Origin of the sequence: Sphingomonas sp. (assembly GCF_051962185.1) — a bacterium.
Taxonomy (GTDB): domain Bacteria; phylum Pseudomonadota; class Alphaproteobacteria; order Sphingomonadales; family Sphingomonadaceae; genus Sphingomonas.
Genome location: NZ_JBQCCN010000155.1, coordinates 1 through 20,775, shown reverse-complemented (window position 1 = coordinate 20,775; position 20,775 = coordinate 1). Strand labels below are relative to the sequence as shown.

Sequence of the window (20,775 nt, the reverse complement as noted above, 5' to 3'; positions counted from 1 at the left end):
CCCAACACGTCGTTCCATTGCCCGCGCCCCTCGTTTGCGCGCGGAACAAACGCGCCCCTCCCGCTGGGGGGTGGGGGGGGGGGTGGGTCTGTCCATTCCCCTGCCGCCCAGTGGCTCCGACACGCCCTCCCCTAACCCCTCCCGCAAGCGGGAGGGGAATGCAATCTGTCCATGGAGGCAGCGCCGTTCCGCACTGCTCTAGTAAAATTCGCGAACCTCGCCTATGTGCGCCGCCTTCCAATGGCTACAAAACTTCCCTCCCCGCCCCGCGTGGGCATGGTCTCGCTCGGCTGTCCCAAGAACCTGGTCGACAGCGAGCGCATCCTGACCAAGCTCCGCAGCGACGGCTATCAGATGTCGCCCGATTATGCCGGCGCCGATGTCGTGCTGGTCAATACCTGCGGATTTCTCGATTCCGCCAAGGAGGAAAGCCTGGAAGCGATCGGCGAAGCGATCGCCGAGAATGGCCGCGTGATCGTCACCGGCTGCATGGGCAAGGAAGCCGAGGTCATCCGCAACCGCTTCCCGGACGTGCTCGCGATCACCGGTGCGCACGAATACGAGCAAGTGGTCGGCGCGGTCCACGACGCTGCGCCGATGCCGCCCAATGCGTTCCTCAACCTGGTGCCGGAAAGCGGGCTGAAGCTAACGCCGCGCCACTACAGCTATCTGAAGATCTCGGAAGGGTGCAACCACCGCTGCGCCTTCTGCATCATCCCCAGTTTGCGCGGCGATCTGGTCAGCCGGCGGCCCGACGCGATCCTGCGCGAGGCCGAGAAACTGGTCGAGGCGGGCACCAAGGAACTGCTGGTCATCAGCCAGGACACGTCGGCCTATGGCGTCGACATCAAGCACCATCCGCGCATGTGGCACGGCCAGGAAGTCCGGGCGCACATGACCGACCTGGCGCGCGAGCTCGGCAAGATCGCGCCTTGGGTGCGGCTGCACTACGTGTACCCCTATCCGCATGTCGACCAGGTCATCCCGCTGATGGCCGAGGGTCTGGTGCTCCCCTATCTCGACATCCCGTTCCAGCATGCCAGCCGCAACGTGCTCAAGCTGATGCGCCGCCCGGCCAACGAGGCGAAGGTGCTGGAGCGGATCAAGTCGTGGCGCGCGATCGCCCCCGACATCGCGATCCGCTCGACCTTCGTGGTCGGCTTCCCCGGCGAGACCGAGGAGGATTTCCAGTATCTGCTCGATTGGCTCGACGAGGCGCAACTCGACCGCGTCGGCGCGTTCCGCTTCGAGCCGGTCGAAGGCGCAGCGGCCAATGCCCTATCCGACCCGGTGCCCGAAGAAGTCAAGGAAGAGCGTTACGCCCGGATCATGGAGAAGACCGCGGCGATCAGCGCCGCCAAGCTCCAGGCCAAGGTCGGCCGCACGCTGCCGGTGATCATCGACGCGGTCGACGAGGGCGGCGGGGCCACCGGCCGCAGCCAGGCCGACGCGCCGGAGATCGACGGCGAAGTGTTCCTGCGCGACGCCGGCCATCTATCGGTCGGCGAGATCACCCCGGTCCTGATCGAAGAAGCCGACGAGCACGATCTTTACGGCCTGCCGGTCTGATCTGTCCCGATCTCGGACAGCACTATTGCCAGATGCTGCGCGCCACCTAAGACGGTGACGTCATGAGGGTGTGGGCGATAATAGCGGGGTTGTTGGTAGCGTTGCTCGCGCCGGTCGCGTCGGCGCAGGTCGTGCCCGCGCCGATGACGAAGATCGTCACGCCGGTCGATCCGATGGTGATGGCGACCGACGATTTCACGCGCCTCGCCAGCCCGGCGATCTGGGACGGCCTGTCGATCAGCCGCATCGAGTTTCGCGAGGATCGCGCCTTCTGGCGGCTCTATCGCATAGTCAACCTCCGCCATCCCGCCGGCCCTTTGTGGTTCGTGCCGCACGATAATGAGAATGCGGCGTTCCAGGCCGCGGTGTTCGCGGTGCGCTCCTATGGTGGCGTGGTCATCGCGGTCGAGGAAGCGCGTTCGGTCGACGGGCCCGACAGCCGGATGAACCCAGACGTCGCCTACGGCCGGTCGATCGATCCCAACCGCAATTTCCGCGACGATACGCCCAATTACGCTGCGACGATCCTCGCCGATCTCGGCGCGCCGCCGCGGCTGGTCATCGCGCTCCACACCAACGAGCCGGGCTATAGTGCGTCGGAATCGACCTGCACGCCTCCGGGTGCCGGCTATACCGGCAAGGGCGAGATCTCGGTGCTGTTGTGCAGCGATCTCTATTCGCCGCGCCCGTCGATCCGCGCCGCCTGGCCCTACGACGATACCGACAGCGTCGCGATCGTCTCGTATCTCGGCGATCGCAGCCCGGCGAGCGGCTATTGCGCGCGGCCGCTGTCGGATGCCGACATGAACATCATGTACGAGCATGTCGTGACCAGCGACGGATCTTTGTCCAATTACACGCTCTTCCGCGGACTTCCTTATGTGAACCTGGAGACGCAGGACCGCGGCACCGATCCGGTCGGGCTCGCCAATTCCCGATCGCGACTGCTGGCGATGATCGGCACGGTGATGGCGCGTTGCGCGCCGATCGAGGGGTTGGCGCTGCGCCCGCCGGTTGCCACGGCGCCGCGTGGAAGACCGGCGCCCAGGCACCACAAGCGCCGCTGAAGCCCCGATTGCGCGCCGCGCGAGGCGGCCTATAGCAGGAGCATCACTCTATTCGGAGCGACCTCCCCGATGCGCTTTCTCCCGCTTGCCCTGCTTCTCGTCGCCACGCCCGTCGCCGCCCAGGACCTGACGCCCGCCGAAACCGCCAAGGTCGACTCGATCGTCACCGACACGCTGGCGCGCAACGGCGTGCCCTCGGCCTCGGTCGCGATCGTGCGCGGCGGCCGGATCGTGTTCGCCAAGGCCTATGGCAAGCAATCGGAGACGATCGCCACGCCCCGGACCGACGCGCCCTATCAGATCGCCTCGATCTCCAAGCAATTCACCGCCGCCGCGATCCTGATGCTCGAGGACGAGGGCAAGCTCAGCCTGAACGACACCGTCGCCAAATGGGTGCCGGGCGTCACCGACGGCGACAAGATCACCATCCGCCAGCTGCTCAGCCACACCTCAGGGCTGCAGGACTATTGGCCGCAGGATTACAGCTTCGCCGCGATGGAGAAGCCGGTCACGCCGCAGGGCATCGTCGACCGCTGGGCCAAGAAACCGCTCGACTTCGCGCCGGGCACGCAATGGCAATATTCGAACACCGGCTATGTCGTCGCCGGCATGATCGTCGAGAAAGCGGCTGGCAAGCCGCTGCTTGCCTATCTCCAGGACAAGGTGTTCAAGCCGCTCGGCATGAAGGCGATCGACCAGGATCTGGCGGTCGGCAAGGACTTCCCGCAGGGCTATCACCGTTACGCACTCGGCCCCGTCAGGGTCGAGAAGCCGGCGGCGCGCGGCTGGCTGTTCGCGGCGGGCGAACTCGCCATGTCGGCCAGCGACCTCGCCAAATGGGATATCGCGCGGATGAACCGCAGCCTGCTTCCGGCCGACGACTGGCAGGTACAGGAGACCCCGATCCTGCTGACCAACGGCAAGTCGACCGGCTACGGCCTCGGCGTATTCGCGGGCACCGCCAAGGGCCGCAAGTTCGTCGAGCATACCGGCGAAGCGGTCGGCTTCCTGTCGGAGAACATCGTCTATCCCGACGACAAGGCCGCCGTCGTCGTGCTGGTCAATTCGGACTTCTCCAACGCCTTCACCAGCATCGCCGGGCAAATTTCAGACCTCGTCCTGCCGCCTGCCGCCGGCGCCGAGACCGCCGATGCGGAAACCGCCAAGACCGCGCATGCCCGCGCGGTGTTCGACGAATTGCGCGCCGGCAAGCTCGATCGCTCGACCATGACCGAGGATGCCAATTACTATTTCGACGCGACCGCCAGCGCCGATTATCGCGACAGCCTGAGCAAATTGGGCGAGCCGACCGAATTCAAGCTGCTCCGCCCGGCGCGCCTGCGCGGCGGCTTCGTCAATCGCAATTACGGCGTGACCTACAAGGACCGCACCAAGCTGTCGGTCGTGACTTATGCCGAGCCCGACGGCGCGGGACGCTACGAGCAGTTCATCGTGATGCCGGCCGAATAAGCCGCGCCACACCCGTCCTCGATCGCCTGACCGGAATAGCCGCATGACCGATTTCGCCGCTTTGCTCCAACCCGATCGCGGCCAGCCCGCCCGCACGATCGAGATCGTCCATCCCGACGGCTTCGCCGACTGGCTCGGCCAGCAGCCGCCGCGCATCCGGACGATGCTCGCGGCCAATCGCGTGACCGGCAAGGCGGGCAACAAGGCGATCCTACCGGGAGACGGCGCCGAGGATTGGTCGGTGCTGCACGTCTGCGACGAGGCGCCGACCTCGCCCTGGCGGATCGCGTCGCAGCCCGATTTCCTGCCCGAAGGCACCTATCGACTGAAGAACGCCGAGCTCGGCGCCGCGGGGCTTGGCTGGCTGCTCGCCCAGCATCGTTTCGACAAATATACCAAGCCCGAAAAGGACGGCGGGCCGCGCGTGCTGCTGACCGCCGATGCCGCGACGATCGAGGAAACGGTGCGGGTTGCGCAAGCGACCGCGTTGGTTCGCGACCTCGTCAATCTCGGCTCGTCGGACATGGGGCCGGCCGAGCTCGAGGCGGAAACCGGCAAGCTTGCCAAGAAATTCGACGCGACGCTGACCGTTACGCGCGGCGACGCGCTGACCACCGGCTATCCGATGATCGACGCGGTCGGCCGTGCCGCCGCCAAGCATCGCGCGCCGCGACTGATCGAGCTCGAATGGGGCAACCCCACGCATCCGCGCGTCGCCGTGCTGGGCAAGGGCGTGTGCTTCGATTCGGGCGGGCTCGACATCAAGCCGGCGAGCGGCATGCGGCTGATGAAGAAAGACATGGGCGGCGCGGCGCATGCGCTCGGGCTGGCCAGCCTGATCATGGGCGCGCGGCTGCCGGTCCGGCTCCATCTGCTGATCCCCGCGGTCGAGAACGCGATCTCCGCCGACGCCTTCCGTCCCGGCGACGTGCTCAAGTCGCGCAAGGGGCTGACGGTCGAGAACACCAATACCGATGCCGAGGGCCGGCTGGTGCTCGGCGACGCGCTGGCCAAGGCGGCGGAGGACAAGCCGGCACTGGTAATCGATTATGCGACGCTGACCGGTGCCGCGCGGGTGGCGCTGGGCCCCGATCTGCCCGCGACTTTCGTCAACGACGAGGCGCTGGCGAGCGATCTGCTCGATGCCGGTACGGCGGCCCACGACCCGCTGTGGCGCTTGCCCTTGTGGGATGGCTATGACGACTATCTCAAGTCCGACATCGCCGATCTGATCAATGCGCCCGACAACGGCTATGCCGGCGCGGTGACGGCCGCCCTGTTCCTGCGCCGCTTCGCCCCCGAAGGCGTGCCCTGGGCGCATCTCGACACCTTCGCCTGGCGCCCCACCGCCAAGCCGGCGCGGCCAAAGGGGGGAGATGCGCTCGGCCTGCGCGCGGCTTGGGCGATGCTGAAGAAGCGATACGCGGGCTAGGAGTTTTCTACGCTTTCCCCGGCGAAGGCCGGGGCCCAGTCCCACTGACGCCGCATGGAGATGTCATCGCAAGCCAGTTGGCGGCATCGATCCTGGGCTCCGGCCTTCGCCGGGGAAGCACAAAAAGAAGGTGTCAGGCCGCCTGACCGCCGCCGCGCACCATTCCCAGGATATCGTCGAGCGGTTGCCGTCGTGATTGGCGTCGAGCATCGACGCCAGCCCGCCGAGATTGCCGAGGATGCCGCCCGCGGACGGCGCCGCCGCGGGCGCCGCCGACGCCGCGCTCGCGCCGCCGAGCATCGAGGTGAGGACGCTGGCGGCGATCCCGCCCATCATGCCGCCGCCCATCTTCTTCGACACCTGTTGCGCCACCAGCCCGGCTACGATCGGCAGCATCGCCTTGAGGATCGTATCGCTGATCCCGGTCTGCGCGGACGCCGCGGTCGCGACCGAGCGGCTGACGTCCTTCGATCCGAAAATCTGGCCCAGTACGGCATTGCCGGCATCGGTGTCGGTCGCCGGCGAATTCGTCGCATTGGCGATATCGGCGACCGATCCCAGTCCCCCGCCTTGCTCCGCGCTCTTGATCCCGCCGAGCACCGCGGGCAGCAGTGCGCCGACCGCGGCATTGGCCTGATCGGGCGTCAGGCCGAATTGCTGTGCGAGCGCGCCGACATCGACCTGCGGCTGGCCGCTGCCGGCATCACCGCCGGCAGCGCCGGTCGCTTCCTGCAAAAGCTGTCCGAGAATATCCATGGCCGCGACTCTCAGCGAGGAATGTCCACCAATCTTGTTCGGATAGCAAAGTGGTCACAACCGCGCTCAGGCGGCGGGCGAGCGTACCGCGTCGATCAGCACGAAGGCAATGCGCGCGACGCGCTCCGCCCGGTTTTCCCACCCGTGCGCCGTGCCGCGCTGGATCAATATGTCGCCGGCACGCAGCAAGGTCTCGTCGCGGTCCATCACCGCGACGATCTCCCCCTCCAGCACGATCGCATAATCGATCGTGTCGGTGGTGTGCATGCTCGCCGAGCGCGCGCTTCCTTCGTGGTGATCGGCATCGGGATAGAGCGCGGCGAACACCGCCTTGACCATTGCCGCGCGCTCTTCCGGAGTCGCGTCGCCGATCGGCGGAAAATCGATCACGCGGAGTACGGTGCCGTGGCTTGGCGGCAGGACGCCGCGCTGCTCGACGATGTCGTCGGGCGCGGCGATCGCGCCCGGCGCGGCATGGGTGCGCCACATGTTACTGCTGCGATAGGTCGAGCCGGGCAGCACGAAGTCGGCCGGGCTCGGGCCGTCCTCGGCGATATACGACCGCCCCTCGGCATCGATCGCGGTGAGCACCCGGCGCGGCGCCGGCAACGCTTCCTCGCTCACGCCGACAGCGCCTTGCCCGCGTCGATGATCGGCACGAACTTGTCGGCGGTCAGGCTCGCGCCGCCGACCAAAGCGCCGTCGACATTCTCGACCGCCAGGATTTCCATGGCGTTCGCCCCGGTCACCGACCCGCCGTAGAGGATCCGCATGTCGAGCGCGGTGTCGCCGATCATCTGGCGCAGCTTGGCGCGCGCGATCGCGTGCATCGCGGCGATATCCTCCATCGTCGGGGTGCGGCCGGTACCGATCGCCCAGCGCGGCTCATAGGCGAGCGTCAGCCAGTCCGCATGGGCGTCGTCGGGCAGCGACTTCTCGATCTGTGCCTGGACGACGCGCTCGGCGCGGCCAGCGTCGCGCTCGGCCTGGGTCTCACCGACGCACAGGATGACGGTCAATCCGTGGCGATGCGCCGCGGCCGATTTCATGAACGCGTCATGGCTGGTCTCGTGCTGGTCGCCGCGCCGCTCGGAATGGCCGACGATGGTGAAGACCGCTCCCGCTTCGCGAACCATCGACGCCGAGATGCAGCCGGTATGCGCGCCGCTATCGGCTTCATGGACGTCCTCCGCCCCGATCGCGAGTCCCGGAACGCGCGCATGCGCCGGGGCGATCAGCGTCGCCGGCACCGCGACCGCAACGTCGACCTCTGGCGCCGCGACCGCCGCCGCGGCGATGCCGTCGAGCTCGGCCAGTGCCGCGAGGCTACCGTTCATCTTCCAATTGCCTGCGATCAGCTTGCGCCGTGTCATGTGTCCTCCCGGGTTTCCCATCCCGATAGCGTGCCCGGGCAGCGGCGCAAGCGTCACGCTCGCGGCACCTTTCGTTGCATCCGACATCGACACGTGCGGGGCATTGCCGGTTAGCGGTACACGCCCTAAAGCGTCGGCTCGTTTTTCAGGACCAACGATCGGCCCCATGCTCACTTTCTTCCGCAAGATCATCTTTTCGCGCATCGGCGCGCTCGTCACGCTGGTCGTCGTCGGCCTGATCGGCGTCGCGTTTGGGCTGGGCGACGTCACCGGCCTGCGCTCGACGGCGTTGAGCGGGCGCAATTCGACCACCGCCGCGACGGTCGGCAGCGACACCATTTCGGTCAACGACTTGCGCAATTCGACCACGTCGCTGTTCGAGCGCGCGCGCAATCAGCAACCGCAGCTGACGATGGAGATTCTCCTGCAGCAGGGCGGGCTCGATCTGACGCTGGACCAGCAGATCAACGGCATGGCGATGGAACAATTCGCGCAGAGTCAGGGCATTCGGGTCGGAAAGTCCCTGGTGGACAACGAGATCGCGAACATTCCCGGGCTGCGCGGCCTGGACGGCAAGTTCGACAAGGACAATTACAATCGCCTGCTCGCCGAGAACAAATTGAGCGACCAGCAATTGCACGAGCAGATTGCGCGCCAGCTGATCACGCAATTGCTGGCCGGTCCGATCCTTCCCAACGCGACGGACAAATTGAAGGCCCCTACCGGAGTCGCGATGCCCTATGCCTCGATGCTGCTCGAAAAGCGCAGCGGCACGGTCGCCTTTGTCGATACCAAGAAGATGCCCGCCGGCGCGCCGGTCACCGACGCCGAGGCGAATGCCTATTACACGCGCAACATCGCGCGCTATTCGATCCCGCAGCGGCGCTCGGCGCGCTATGTGCTGATCACGCTCGACGAGATCAAGAAGCGTGCCGCACCGACCGACGCGCAGATCTCCGCCGCGTACCAGGCGGAGAAGGCGAAATTCGAACCGGGCGAAACGCGCTCGCTCAAGCAGGTCGTGCTGCCGGACCAGAAGGCGGCCAACGACCTCGCCGCCAAGGTGCGCGGCGGTACAGCGATCGAGGTCGCTGCCAAGGCTCTGGGACTGGAGGCGGGCGCGATCAACGACGTCAACAAGTCCGCTTACGCGAGCCAGGCGTCGCCGGCGCTCGCCGACCAGGTGTTCGGCGCGGCGCAAGGCGCGGTGATCGGGCCGGTCAAGACCCCGCTCGGCTGGATCGTCGCGCGTCTCGACAAGATCACCAAGGTGGCGGGCAAGACGCTCGATCAGGCCAAGCCGGATCTGACCAAGGAGCTGACCGACCAGAATCTGGCCAATGTCGTCCAGTCGCTACGCGACCAGATCGACGATGCGATCGGCAAGCACCAGACGCTCGACCAGATCGCCGCCGCGCTCAAGCTGACGGTCCAGACCGCCCAGCCGCTGACCAGCAACGGCACTGATCCGACCGCGGCGACGCCGGTCAAGCCCGATCCCAACCAGACGGACATCTATCAGTTCGCCTTCCAGTCGCAGCCCGACGACGATCCCCAGATGGTGCCCTATGGTCAAGACGGTAGCTTTGCCGTCGCCAAGCTAGACCAGATCCTGCCCGCAGCGGCACGTCCGTTCGCGACGGTCGCTGACCAGGTGAAGAAGGACATGACGATCGAACGCCAGGTCAAGGCGGCTCGCGACGTGGCCAATGGCATCGCGGCGAAGGTCAACAAGGGCATGCCATTGGCCCAGGCGATGAGCGAATCGGGCATCAAGCTGGATGCGACCAAGCCGATGTCGGCGAACCGCGCGCAATTGCTCGACACCAAGCGGCAGCCTCCCGCTCCGCTGGTGCTGCTGTTCAGCAAACCCAAGGGCAGCGCCTCGCTCGTCGAGGCGCCGTACAAGGGCGGATGGTTCGTCATCGTCGTCGACTCGATCGAGAAGGGCAATGCCGCGGGCAATGCTCAGCTGATCGAAAACACGCGCGTCGGCGTGGGCGCGACGATGGGCGACGAATATCGCCAGCAATTCGGTCGCGCTATCCGCGACAAGATCGGCGTCACGAAGAACGATGCGGCGATCGAAGCGCTGCGCCGGGACTTGCTCGGCCTGGGCCAGAGCGGTGCCGACGACCAGTCGCAATAAACGATGGTCGAAGGAGCCGATGCCGCGCTGACCGCGCTTGCGGCCGGGCGCCCAGCGCTGGTCTGGCGCCGTCAGGTCGCGGACACCGAGACGCCGGTCGCCGCCGCGCTCAAGCTGATCGAGCCGGGGCGCGGCGACTTCCTGCTCGAATCGGTCGAGGGCGGCGCGGTGCGCGGGCGGCACAGCCTGCTCGGCCTCGCCCCTGACCTCGTGTTTCGCGCCGAAGGCGAGCAAGCGGCGATCAATCGTCATTGGCTGACCGATCGCGCCGCGTTCGAGCCCTGCGCGGAACCCACGCTCGCCGCATTCCGGTCGGTCGTCGCGTCGTGTCGGATGGACGACGTGCCGCCCGAACTACCGCGCGCGCTCGCCTGTCTGGTCGGCTATTTCGGTTACGAGACGGTCGGGCTGGTCGAGCGGCTGCCACGCCCGGCCGACCCCGGCCTCGGCCTGCCCGACATGGTGTTCGTGCGGCCGACCATGGTACTGATCTTCGACCGGCTGGCCGACCAATTGTTCCTGGTGGCGCCGCTCTGGCCCGATAGCGGCCTGGCACCTGAGCGCGCACTGGCATTGGCCGAGGAGCGGATTGACGGCGTTGCGGCGAAGCTGGCGAGCGCGCCGATTCCGGCGGCCCCGCGCGCCGACCCGGGCGACTTCGCGCTGACGCCGGTGCTACCCGCCGGCGCCTATCGCGAGATGGTGCTGAAGGCGAAGGACTATATCGCCGCGGGCGACATCTTCCAGGTCGTGCTGGCGCAGCGCTTCACCGCGCCGTTCGCACTGCCGCCGATCGAATTGTACCGCGCGCTCCGGCGCGTGAACCCCTCACCTTTCCTCTATTTCCTCGATCTGCCCGATTTCGCTTTGTCGGGATCGAGCCCCGAGATCCTGGTCCGCGTCCGCGACGGCGAAGTGACGATCCGCCCGATCGCGGGCACGCGCCCGCGCGGCAAGTCGGCGACCGAGGATGAGGAGAATCGCCGCTCGTTGCTCGCCGATCCCAAGGAGCGCGCCGAGCATCTGATGCTGCTCGACCTCGGCCGCAACGATGCCGGTCGCGTCGCCGCGCCGGGAACGGTCAAGGTCACCGACAGCTACACGATCGAGATGTACAGCCACGTCATGCACATCGTCTCGAACGTCGTCGCCGAGCTCGATAGCGGCAAGGACGCGCTCGACGCGCTGTTCGCGGGGTTCCCGGCCGGCACCGTCTCGGGCGCGCCCAAGGTCCGCGCCTGCCAGGTCATCGCCGAACTCGAGCCGGAAGTGCGCGGCGCCTATGCCGGCGGCGTCGGCTATTTCTCGCCCGACGGATCGATGGATTCGTGCATCGTGCTCAGGACGGCGGTGGTCAAGGACGGCGTCATGCACGTCCAGGCCGGCGCCGGCATCGTCGCCGACAGCGACCCGGCCTATGAACAGCGCGAATGCGAAGCCAAGGCCGGCGCGCTGCTCGCCGCCGCGCGCGAAGCGATCGCGCGCGCGGGCGATGCGCGGTTCGGGCAATAGGCCGGGCTAGCGCCCGGCCACCGATGACCGAGCCGATTGGCCGTTGGCCTTGGCGCGCCGCGCCGCCGCCCAGGCGCGCGCGGCGGCCTGCGAACAGCCGGTCTGACCGCCCGATCCGACCGGCGAGCAGGTGTCGGGCAAGCCCGCTGCTTCGCGGCTGGTCTGTTCGTCGGCGGCGACGCGGTTGACCCAGCTCTGGCGCGCCGGCGGGATCGGCCCGGCGCCGCGCAGCGCCGTGGGAATGCGATAGGGATCCTCGACCGTCGTGCAGACGACGATCTCGTCACCGCTCGATTGCGGGCATTTCTGGTCGGGCTGCAAGACCACCGAGCGGATTCGCTTGGGAGGCTGGCCGGATTCGGCCTGCTTGTCGGTCGCCTGCTGCGCCATTGCCCCGGCGGGCACGGCCAACAGCGCCAAAGCGGCAAACGCGGTACGAATCATCGGTGCGACCTTTCTCTGGGCAGCTTCAACGCCCCCGAGATAGGATCGATCCCGTATCATTCCAGCACCGCGCGGGCCGAAACACGGCAAAACGAGGGCGTTCTGTCGTTTCGGATACCGTTTGACGGTCGGATCGCTGAGGTGGAGGTGCGCGGCGCGATTCATAGATTCACGCAAAGGCGCGAAGGCGCGAAGATTTTGTTCGCGCGGAGGCGCAGAGAGCGCAGCGGCCGGTGGCTATCTCACGCCAGCGAGACCCTCATTCTCGATTGCCGACAACGAAGGAAGAGCCGCTGATGCGGCTCGTTGAGCCAGCTAAAATGCGCACTCTGTGCTCTGCGCGAACCAATCCAATTTCTGCTTTGCGCCTTCGCGCCTTTGCGTGATTCAAATACCAGGCATCCTCCCGAATGCCGTCACAAGATAGCTGACCAGACGGAGCCTCGCCGCGCGCGGTTAAACTCCTGGTTGCCGGTCGAACAGGATCGGACCGATTGTCGCGCTGGCCGATACGCGCTAGCGGGCACGGCCATGATCCTCGTCATCGACAATTACGACAGCTTCACCTGGAACCTGGTCCATTACCTGATGGAGCTGGGTCAGGAAGTGCAGGTCGTGCGCAACGACGCGCTCAGCGCGCGCGACGCGGTGGCGAGCAATGCCGAGGCGTTTCTGATCTCTCCCGGCCCCTGCACGCCCAACGAAGCCGGGGTCAGCCTCGATCTGGTCGCCGCCTGCGCCGAGGGCGGGCGACCGCTGCTCGGCGTGTGCCTGGGCCACCAGTCGATCGGGCAGCATTTCGGTGGGCACGTCGTGCGCGGCGGACTGATGCACGGCAAGACCTCGGCGATCACGCATGACGGCAGCGGGGTGTTCGCGGGCGTCCCCTCGCCGTTCCGGGCGACGCGCTATCATTCGCTGGTGGTCGAGGACATTCCCGAGGAACTGATCGTCAACGCGCGCGCCGAGGACGGTTTCGTGATGGGCTTCCGCCACGCCACGCTGCCGATTCACGGCGTGCAATTCCACCCTGAAAGCATCGCTACCGAGCATGGGCATCAGTTGCTCGCCAATTTCCTCGAGCTTGCCGGATTGAAGGCGAAGGCGCTGGCATGAGGGCCGAACGCAAATCTCCCCTCCCGTTTACGGGAGGGGCCGGGGGAGGGCCTGTCAATCAGGTCATCGCTCCAGAAACATGCCCTCCCCTAACCCCTCCCGTAAACGGGAGGGGAATATGAGTAGTTTCGCCTTCCTCCCAGACCCCTCGACGCCCTTGTCGCGCGAATCGGCGGCGCAGGCGTTCGCCGACATTCTCGACGCCAGGACTTCCGAAGAGGCGATCGCCGAGTTCCTGATCGCGCTGACCGACCGTGGTGAGACCAGCACCGAGATCGCGGAAGCGGCGCGCGCCTTGCGGGCGCGGCTGATCCCGATCGATGCCCCGGCGAACGCGATCGATGTCTGCGGTACCGGCGGCGACGGCCACCACACGCTCAACGTCTCGACTGCAGTCAGCCTGGTCGTCGCCGCCAGCGGCGTGCCGGTCGCCAAGCATGGCAATCGAGCCGCGAGTTCCAAGGCGGGCGCCGCCGACACGCTCGAGGCGCTCGGCCTCGACATGGAGCGCGCCGGGGCGATGGCGCAGGCGACGCTCAACGACCTCGGCATCTGTTTCCTGTTCGCCGCCAACCACCATCCAGCGATGAAGCGGATCACCCCGATCCGCCGCCGCATCGGCCGTCGCACGATCTTCAACCTGATGGGCCCGCTGGCCAATCCGGCGCATGTCACGCGCCAGTTGATCGGCATCGCGCGCCCCGATTACGCCAACACTTATGCCGAGGCGCTCGGCCAGCTCGGGACCGAGGCGGCACTGGTCGTGTCGGGCGAGGAAGGGTTGGACGAAGTGTCGGGCGCGGGCCCGACCATCGCGGTCTCCGTCGGCCAGCTCTCGCTGCCCGGCCATATCGCGCCCGAGGACGCCGGCCTGCCGCGCCATCCGATCGCGGCGATCCATGGCGGCGACCCAGCCTATAATGCCGCCGCACTGCGTCGCCTGCTCCAGGGCGAGCATGGCGCCTATCGCGACGCGGTGCTGATCAATGCCGCCGCGGCGCTGGTCGTCGCAGGTGCCGCCGATACACTTCAAGAGGGCGCCGAAGAGGCCGCCGAAACCATCGACAAGGGCCTTGCCAACGCTCTGCTCGACTGTTGGATCGCCTATAAATGACCAATATTCTCGACCGTATTCTCGAAACCAAGCGCGCCGAAGTCGCTGCCAAGAAGGCGACCATGTCGCTCGCCAGCCTGGAAGCGATGATCAGCCGCCGCGACGGCCCGCGCGGATTCCGGGCGGCGCTCGACAAGAAAGCGAAGACGGGCCCGGCATTGATCGCCGAGGTCAAGAAGGCGAGCCCGTCGAAAGGCGTGATCCGCGAGGATTTCGACCCGCCGGCGCATGCCCTGGCCTATCTCAAGGGCGGCGCGACTTGCCTGTCGGTGCTGACCGACGAGGATTATTTCCAGGGCGACGACGCCTATCTCGCGCAGATTCACGACACCGTGCCGCTCCCGCTCCTGCGCAAGGACTTCATGATCGATCCGTGGCAGGCGCACGAGAGCCGCGCGCTCGGGGCCGACGCGATCCTGATCATCGTCGCCGCGCTGGACGACATGCGGATGGCCGAGATCGAGGCCGCGGCGATCGACTGCCGGCTGGACGTGCTGGTCGAGGTCCATGACGAACGCGAGCTCGACCGCGCGCTCAAGCTCAAGTCGCGGCTGATCGGCGTCAACAACCGCGACCTGCGCGATTTCACCGTCAGCTTCGACCGCACCTACGAGCTGGTCGGCAAGGCGCCCAAGGATTGCACCTTCGTCGCCGAAAGCGGGCTGCAGAACCGCGCCGATCTCGACGCGATGCGCAAGCATGGCGTGAATTGTTTCCTGGTGGGGGAAAGCCTGATGCGCGCGGAGAACATTACCGCGGCGACCAGGGAATTGCTGGGCGCTTAGCCTCTCCCTCCCGCTTGCGGGAGGGGTCGGGGGAAGGCATGTCTCCTTTCATGCCCAAGGCCGACACGCCCTCCCCTAGCCCCGCCCGCAAGCGGGAGGGGAATCTGACGCACCTCGACGACACCGGCGCCGCGCGGATGGTCGACGTCTCCGCCAAGCCCGACACGCATCGCGAAGCCGTTGCCATCGGCCGTATCGCCATGGCGCGCGAAGCCGCCGCGGCGATCGGCGCGGGCGCCGTGCCCAAAGGCGACGTACTCGCCGCCGCCCGCATCGCCGGGATCATGGCGGCCAAGCGCACCGGCGAATTGATCCCGCTCTGCCATCCCCTGCCGATCACCAGCGCGACGATCGGCCTGACGGTGGAGGAGGACGGCGTCACCGCCACCGCGACCGTAGCCACGACCGGCAAGACCGGGGTGGAGATGGAAGCGATGGCCGCCGTCTCGGTCGCGTTGCTGACGATCTACGACATGGCCAAGGCGATCGACAAAAGCATGACGATCGGTGGGGTACGGCTGCTCTCGAAAACCGGCGGCAAGTCGGGCGATTGGCGCGGCCCTAGACCTTAGTCCGCCATCGTCATGCCGACCCAGGCGAGATAGCCGACGGCGAGAAAGGCCAGGATGCCGAAGCTGCGGCTGACGATCTTGCGCTTGGGTACCTTTTCCACCCCGGCCTTGTGCCGCCGCGTCGCTCCGCCCTCCTCCTCGTCGTCCTCCGCCGCTTTGGGATCGATCATCTCCTGCCCGAGCGTGTAGATCGCCAGCCCGGACAGCAACACGATCAGGCCGCAAAAAGCGCGCCACAGGATATCGCCGATCAGCTCGAACCAATTGGTATGCGCGCCGAGCCAGCGATCGACCGCTTCGAGGTCGAACCCCAGGACAACCAATACGATCGCGACGACGAGGAAGACGAGCCATAGAAAGGTGTACAGCGCGGCCGCCCCGCTGCCGATGCGCAATCCCACGTCGCCGCCCAGCGCACCACCACGCGACACGCGCCACAGGAACCCGAAGAATCTGGCGACGAAGCGCACCCCATGCCTCCCACCGTCCGCCCGGCGTCATAGCAGAAGCGCATGCGGCTGGCGAAACGATCCGCGGCTGTGGCATGGGAGCGCAATGGCCGCTCTCCTTCCCGTCGCCGACGCGCAGGCCCGCTTGCTGGCCATGGCACCGCGGGTCGCCAGCGAACGCGTATCGCTGATCGAGGCGGCCGGGCGCTGGGTCGCCGAACCGATCGTCGCTCGCCGCACGCAGCCGCCGGCCGACCTGTCGTCGATGGACGGCAATGCGATCCGCTTCGACGATCTGCCCGGGCCGTGGCGGGTCATAGGCGAAAGCGCGGCGGGACGTGCGTTCGACGGTGCGATCGGCCGCGGCCAAGCGGTCAGGATCTTCACCGGTGCGGCGATGCCCGACGGCGCCGACAGCGTGCTGGTCCAGGAAGAAGCCTCGCGCGACGGCGAGACGCTGACGCTCGCCGGCGAGGGGCCGCCGCGCCGCGGCATGAGCGTGCGGCGCAAGGGGCTGGATTTCGACAAAGGCACGGTGCTGATCGGCGCCGGCGCGCGGCTGACGCCCGCGGCGATCGCGCTGGCGGCGACCGGCGGGCATTGCGACCTTCCGGTCCATCGTCGGCTGCGCATCGCGATCATCGCGACGGGCGACGAACTCGTGGCGCCGGGGACGGCAACCAACGACCCGCTCGCCCTGCCCGAAGGCAATAGCGCGATGCTGGCGGCGATGCTCGCCGATCTGCCGGTCGATGTGACCGGGCGCGGCATCGTGCCGGATCGACTCGACGCCCTCACTGCCGCATTCGCCGCGGCCGAGGCGGATATTGTGGTCACCACCGGCGGCGCGTCTGTCGGCGACCACGACCTGGTTCGCCCCGCGCTCGAGGCCGCCGGCGGCGAGATCGATTTCTGGCGCATCGCGATCCGCCCGGGCAAGCCGATGCTCGCGGGCCGGCTGGGCAATGCGATGATGCTCGGCCTACCCGGCAATCCCGTCTCCGCCTTCGTCACCGCGACGCTGTTCCTGCGCCCGCTGATCGCGGCGATGGCGGGAGCGGCCGATCCCCTCCCCGTTCCGATTGCCGCGACGCTGGCGGAACCGCTGTCCGCCAACGACCATCGGCAGGATTATCTGCGCGGCACCATAGCCGACGGCCGGGTTTCCGTGGCGGCGATCCAGGACAGTTCGATGCTCGCGACATTGGCCCGCGCGACCTGCCTCGTGATCCGGCCGCCGCACGCACCGGCGGCAATGGCGGGCGAAACCGTGGACATCTTGCCACTCGCTTGACTTGCCTCGCAACGTTCCATAAAAGTTCCACGTCTGTTCTTTGACGGAGGAACGTCAATGCTCACCAAGAAGCAGCATGAGCTGATATGCTTCATCAATGATCGCCTCAACGAAACCGGCGTCTCGCCGTCGTTCGAGGAGATGAAGGAGGCGCTCGACCTCAAGTCGAAGTCCGGCGTGCATCGCCTGATCTCGGCGCTTGAGGAACGCGAATTCCTGCGCCGCCTGCCCAATCGCGCCCGCGCGCTCGAAGTGCTCAAGATGCCCGAGCGCGGCGACAAGCGCGTCACCGCCGTGCAGCCCAAGCCGAGCAATTTCCGCCCCGCGCCCGAACCCGCCAACGACGTGATCGAGATCCCGCTGCATGGCCGCATCGCCGCCGGCGTGCCGATCGAGGCGTTCGAAGGCTCCTCGATGCTCCCCGTCCCCGCCGCCTTGCTCGGCAGCGGTGAACATTATGCGCTGGAAGTCGCCGGCGATTCGATGGTCGAGGCCGGCATTCTCGACGGCGATTATGCGCTGATCCGCCGCACCGAAGTTGCCCGCGACGGAGAAATCGTCGTGGCGCTGATCGAGGACAGCGAGGCCACGCTCAAATATTTCCGCCGCGAAGGCGCCATGGTGCGGCTCGATCCCGCCAATCGCGCCTATGACCCGCAGCGTTACGCGCCCCAACAGGTGCGGATCCAGGGCCGGCTCGCCGGCTTGCTGCGGCGCTACGACTAAGGGCGCGAACCCGGCTTTACGAGGTCGGGATGGAGACGAAAAAGGCTGCTGGGAGAGGGCGCGCAGCCAGATAGCGGTGTCTATCTGGCAAGCGTTCGACCGCTCCAGCGGCCTTTTCGCCCCACCGCTTCGCGGCGGCCATGTCCGGCGCTGCGGCGCGTCGGGGCACTCGAACGGGGGGAAAAACCCCGTTCTTCGCGCCCCTCCTCCCACAGCATTCCGGACATGGCTGTCTCGATCCGCGTTAATGCCGGGTTTGCGCCCTTCTAATCCACGGATGGCGATCGCCGGGCTGGCGAACAGTGACGATCCGTTCGCTCGCCAGGCTGATCGCCATTCCGCCGGTGCGCCGCAGGAACGGCGCGTCGAGCTTGAGCCAGGTCGGGCGACAGGCCGAGGGCAAGCGGCGGTCACTGACGACGATGTCCGCCGCCTTGCACGACACGATCAATTGATCCGACGGCAATTGATAGAGGCTGCGTGTGGCGAGCACGCGGAACGTGCGCCCGCCCGATTGCACCAGCGCCAGGCAAGCGTCGGCCGTGCATTTGGCGAACGGCTGGTCGGACAGCAGTTCCGCTTCGCCATCGACCCCGGCATTCTGGGTCATGGTGTCGCGCGTATAGTCCCCGGCCTTGTCGCGCAGGATCGCGACCCCGCCCTCCGGCGTTCGCACGGCAAGGTGCTGGCCGTCGCCGGAAATCAGCAGATCGGGCGCCGGGATCGCGAGCGCCCATGCCATGCCGGCCAATAAGGGCACCAGGCCGGCAAACCTGACGCGGGTTCGCCACAGCATCAGCCACAACAGCCCCAGGATCATCAGCCCGAACGCGCCGTCGGGCATGCCCGGCAGCATCGCCACCGATCCCGGAGCCCTGGCCGCGACATGGGCGATCCACAGCAGCAGCTTGAGCGCCTGCGCGGTCACCCACCAGAAAGGCGCACCCAGCCCGACCGCATCGGCGACCAGCGCCGCCGCCTCGGCCGGCATTATGACGAAGGTGGTCAGCGGGATCGCAACGATATTGGCGAAGACGCCGTACATCCCCTCCTTGTGGAAATGATAGAGCGCGATCGGCGCCAAGGCGATTTCGACCACCAGGCCGGTCAACAGCAATGACCCGATTTCGCGCGCGACGCGGCGCCAACGCGCTTCGTCGCGCTTTTCGAACAGGCGCTTGATGCGCGGCTGCTCGTGGAACGCGATGAGCGCGCCGACCGCGGCGAAGCTGAGCTGGAAGCTCGGTCCCGCGAGAGCCTCGGGCCACACCAGCATCACGAGAAACGCGCCGGCCGCGACCAGCCGCAAGGTGATCGCCTCGCGTCCCATCGCCAGCGCGACCAGCACCAGCAGCGCCGCGATGCACGAACGCGCGGTCGGCACCTGGCTGCCGGTCAGCAAGGTATAGCCGATCGCGGCGATCGCGCCGGCGCCGGCGGCGATGACCGGAATGCGCGTCTTGAGCGCGAGCCACGGCCACAGCGCCAGCAATCGCGTCACGATCCAGATCGTGAAGATGACCACCGCGGTGATGTGCAGGCCGCTGACCGACAACAGATGTGCGAGCCCCGACCGCCGCATCGCATCTGAATCCTCCTGCGAGATCGCACCTTCGTCGCCCGCCGCCAATGCCGCGGCGATGCCGCCCGCGCTGCCGTCGACCTTGCTCTCGATATGCGCCGCCAGCGCCGCACGCAGGCCGTTCGACGCGCGACCCGGCTCTATCACCTTGACCGGCGCATTGCCCTTGCCGGTGGCCCCGAGTCCCTGAAACCAGGCGACCTGGCGAAAATCATAGGCGCCGGGCACGGTCGCTTCGTTGGGCGGCATCAACCGTGTCTGCAGCTTGATGATCGCGCCCGGTCCGATTCCCGCCGGAACATCGGCATCGGCCAGGTTCACCCGGATGTGTGGCGGTATCGCTGGCGGTGACGATGGCGGCCCGCCGCAGCTCCGCCGGTCGCGTCGACGATCGTTTCCGCCGGCGCCGCAGCTCGATCGTTGCGGGCTGGCCACGGCCTCGGCCGACAACGGCGTCAGCGTCAGCCGCTCCAGTTCCCGTGCCGGCAAGGTTTCGACTCCCTCGACCCGCGCCGTCAGCGTCACGATCGCGGGTCGCGCCAACACCGGCGCCGCGACGTCGGCGGCGCGCCACCACGCCAATCCGACCCCCAGGGCCGCCAATGCCGCCGCCAGCGCCACCGCCCGGCCCGCGCGCCCTCCCCTCCCGATCGCGATCGCCGCCAGCGCGAGCGCGCCACAAGCAAGCATCGCCGCGCGCCATTGCGCCGGGTCGCCGAGCACGAACCACATCGCAATGCCGGCACCCAGCGAGACCGGAAGCCATAGCGGCAGTTGATCGCGTTCCGCCTCCAACCCATGTTCGAGTGCAAGGCGCGCACGCGCGAGCGACGCCGCCAGCGTTTGAAGCGGCCGAACCCGCGTGCTAGGGCGCCCGGCGGCGACAGTCGCCATCACGTCATCCAGCCTGGGAGCATGCGCGGTTGAGCGCCAGTTCTGACTCCGGGCCGCCCGCAGCCGGCGCGCCCGTTACCAACGTCGTCACCCGGTTCGCGCCTTCGCCGACCGGGTTCCTGCATATCGGCGGCGCGCGCACCGCGTTGTTCAACCTGTTGTTCGCGCGACACCACGGGGGCAAATTCCTCCTGCGGATCGAGGATCCCGATCGCGCGCGATCGACGCAGCCCGCGATTGACGCCATTTTGGAGGGGATGCGCTGGCTCGACCTAGAATGGGACGGGCCGGAAATCTATCAATTCTCGCGCGCCGCCCGCCATGCCGAGGTCGCGCACGAGATGGTCGCGAAAGGCGCGGCCTATCGCTGCTATCTGACCCAGGACGAGCTCGCCCGGATGCGCGCCGAGGCGGAAGCGGCGAAGAAGCCGCTGCGCATCCGCTCGCCGTGGCGCGAGTGCACGCCCAACG

The 20,775-nt window shown here is 67.4% G+C and carries 19 protein-coding genes; 13 read left to right on the top strand and 6 right to left on the bottom strand.

The window, feature by feature from the left end:
- Positions 1-240 precede the first annotated feature (240 nt).
- The 4 genes from rimO to ACTHJR_RS09650 all read left to right on the top strand — a co-directional run bounded on the left by rimO (position 241) and on the right by ACTHJR_RS09650 (position 5,538).
- On the top strand, positions 241-1,569 hold the full coding sequence (gene rimO, locus ACTHJR_RS09665) for a 30S ribosomal protein S12 methylthiotransferase RimO (protein WP_440522941.1): 1,329 nt from the start codon (positions 241-243) through the stop codon (positions 1,567-1,569).
- 62 nt (positions 1,570-1,631) lie between these two features.
- A complete protein-coding gene (locus ACTHJR_RS09660; protein WP_440522940.1) occupies positions 1,632-2,636 on the top strand; it encodes a hypothetical protein in 1,005 nt (334 codons plus the stop codon).
- 69 nt (positions 2,637-2,705) lie between these two features.
- The gene (locus tag ACTHJR_RS09655) at positions 2,706-4,106 is read left to right on the top strand and encodes a serine hydrolase domain-containing protein (protein ID WP_440522938.1); all 1,401 of its coding nucleotides are present in this window, start codon (positions 2,706-2,708) and stop codon (positions 4,104-4,106) included.
- 43 nt (positions 4,107-4,149) lie between these two features.
- Positions 4,150-5,538, top strand: coding sequence for a leucyl aminopeptidase family protein (locus tag ACTHJR_RS09650; RefSeq protein ID WP_440522937.1), 1,389 nt, complete (start codon positions 4,150-4,152; stop codon positions 5,536-5,538).
- Positions 5,539-5,601: 63 nt separating this feature from the next.
- On the opposite strand, the gene ACTHJR_RS09645 is transcribed toward ACTHJR_RS09650, so the two are convergent.
- The 3 genes from ACTHJR_RS09645 to tpiA form a co-directional block, all read right to left on the bottom strand.
- Positions 5,602-6,294 carry a DUF937 domain-containing protein gene (locus tag ACTHJR_RS09645; RefSeq protein ID WP_440522936.1) on the bottom strand — a complete coding sequence of 231 codons (693 nt, stop codon included), beginning with the start codon at positions 6,292-6,294 and terminating at the stop codon, positions 5,602-5,604.
- Between the two features lie 66 nt (positions 6,295-6,360).
- Complete coding sequence (locus tag ACTHJR_RS09640) at positions 6,361-6,918, bottom strand: cupin domain-containing protein (protein ID WP_440522935.1); 558 nt, start codon at positions 6,916-6,918, stop codon at positions 6,361-6,363.
- Positions 6,915-7,667 carry a triose-phosphate isomerase gene (gene tpiA / locus ACTHJR_RS09635; RefSeq protein ID WP_440522934.1) on the bottom strand — a complete coding sequence of 251 codons (753 nt, stop codon included), beginning with the start codon at positions 7,665-7,667 and terminating at the stop codon, positions 6,915-6,917. The genes ACTHJR_RS09640 and tpiA overlap by 4 nt, the downstream gene beginning before the upstream one ends.
- Positions 7,668-7,833: 166 nt before the next feature.
- Here tpiA and ACTHJR_RS09630 point away from each other — a divergent pair, with 166 nt between their 5' ends.
- Entirely contained in the window at positions 7,834-9,816 is a 1,983-nt protein-coding gene (locus tag ACTHJR_RS09630) for a SurA N-terminal domain-containing protein (protein ID WP_440522933.1), read from the top strand.
- Positions 9,817-9,819: 3 nt separating this feature from the next.
- Positions 9,820-11,328, top strand: a complete 1,509-nt coding sequence (locus tag ACTHJR_RS09625; protein WP_440522932.1) for an anthranilate synthase component I family protein — start codon at positions 9,820-9,822, stop codon at positions 11,326-11,328.
- 6 nt (positions 11,329-11,334) lie between these two features.
- On the opposite strand, the gene ACTHJR_RS09620 is transcribed toward ACTHJR_RS09625, so the two are convergent.
- On the bottom strand, positions 11,335-11,772 hold the full coding sequence (locus ACTHJR_RS09620) for a hypothetical protein (protein ID WP_440522930.1): 438 nt from the start codon (positions 11,770-11,772) through the stop codon (positions 11,335-11,337).
- Between the two features lie 531 nt (positions 11,773-12,303).
- On the opposite strand from ACTHJR_RS09620, the gene ACTHJR_RS09615 reads away from it, so the two are divergent.
- The 4 genes from ACTHJR_RS09615 to moaC all read left to right on the top strand — a co-directional run bounded on the left by ACTHJR_RS09615 (position 12,304) and on the right by moaC (position 15,359).
- Positions 12,304-12,888 (top strand): anthranilate synthase component II, encoded by a 585-nt coding sequence (locus tag ACTHJR_RS09615; protein WP_440522929.1) that lies wholly within the window; start codon positions 12,304-12,306, stop codon positions 12,886-12,888.
- 118 nt (positions 12,889-13,006) lie between these two features.
- Positions 13,007-14,002: an anthranilate phosphoribosyltransferase gene (trpD, locus tag ACTHJR_RS09610; RefSeq protein WP_440522928.1), complete on the top strand. Its 996-nt coding sequence runs from the start codon at positions 13,007-13,009 to the stop codon at positions 14,000-14,002.
- Positions 13,999-14,787: an indole-3-glycerol phosphate synthase TrpC gene (gene trpC, locus ACTHJR_RS09605; protein WP_440522927.1), complete on the top strand. Its 789-nt coding sequence runs from the start codon at positions 13,999-14,001 to the stop codon at positions 14,785-14,787. Before trpD ends, trpC begins: the two co-directional genes overlap by 4 nt.
- A gap of 50 nt (positions 14,788-14,837) precedes the next feature.
- Positions 14,838-15,359 carry a cyclic pyranopterin monophosphate synthase MoaC gene (gene moaC, locus ACTHJR_RS09600; protein WP_440522926.1) on the top strand — a complete coding sequence of 174 codons (522 nt, stop codon included), beginning with the start codon at positions 14,838-14,840 and terminating at the stop codon, positions 15,357-15,359.
- On the opposite strand, the gene ACTHJR_RS09595 is transcribed toward moaC, so the two are convergent.
- Positions 15,356-15,829: a hypothetical protein gene (locus tag ACTHJR_RS09595; RefSeq protein ID WP_440522925.1), complete on the bottom strand. Its 474-nt coding sequence runs from the start codon at positions 15,827-15,829 to the stop codon at positions 15,356-15,358. The two genes, moaC and ACTHJR_RS09595, sit on opposite strands and share 4 nt — an antisense overlap.
- A gap of 85 nt (positions 15,830-15,914) precedes the next feature.
- Between ACTHJR_RS09595 and ACTHJR_RS09590 the strand changes: the two genes are divergently transcribed.
- Positions 15,915-17,102, top strand: coding sequence for a molybdopterin molybdotransferase MoeA (locus tag ACTHJR_RS09590; protein ID WP_440522924.1), 1,188 nt, complete (start codon positions 15,915-15,917; stop codon positions 17,100-17,102).
- 57 nt (positions 17,103-17,159) lie between these two features.
- Positions 17,160-17,828 carry a transcriptional repressor LexA gene (gene lexA / locus ACTHJR_RS09585; protein ID WP_440522923.1) on the top strand — a complete coding sequence of 223 codons (669 nt, stop codon included), beginning with the start codon at positions 17,160-17,162 and terminating at the stop codon, positions 17,826-17,828.
- 244 nt (positions 17,829-18,072) lie between these two features.
- Here lexA and ACTHJR_RS09580 read toward each other — a convergent pair whose 3' ends face one another.
- On the bottom strand, positions 18,073-20,304 hold the full coding sequence (locus ACTHJR_RS09580) for a ComEC/Rec2 family competence protein (RefSeq protein WP_440522922.1): 2,232 nt from the start codon (positions 20,302-20,304) through the stop codon (positions 18,073-18,075).
- A 29-nt stretch (positions 20,305-20,333) separates the two neighbouring features.
- On the opposite strand from ACTHJR_RS09580, the gene ACTHJR_RS09575 reads away from it, so the two are divergent.
- Positions 20,334-20,775: glutamate--tRNA ligase family protein (locus ACTHJR_RS09575; protein WP_440522921.1), on the top strand; the 442-nt coding region annotated here is incomplete at its 3' end.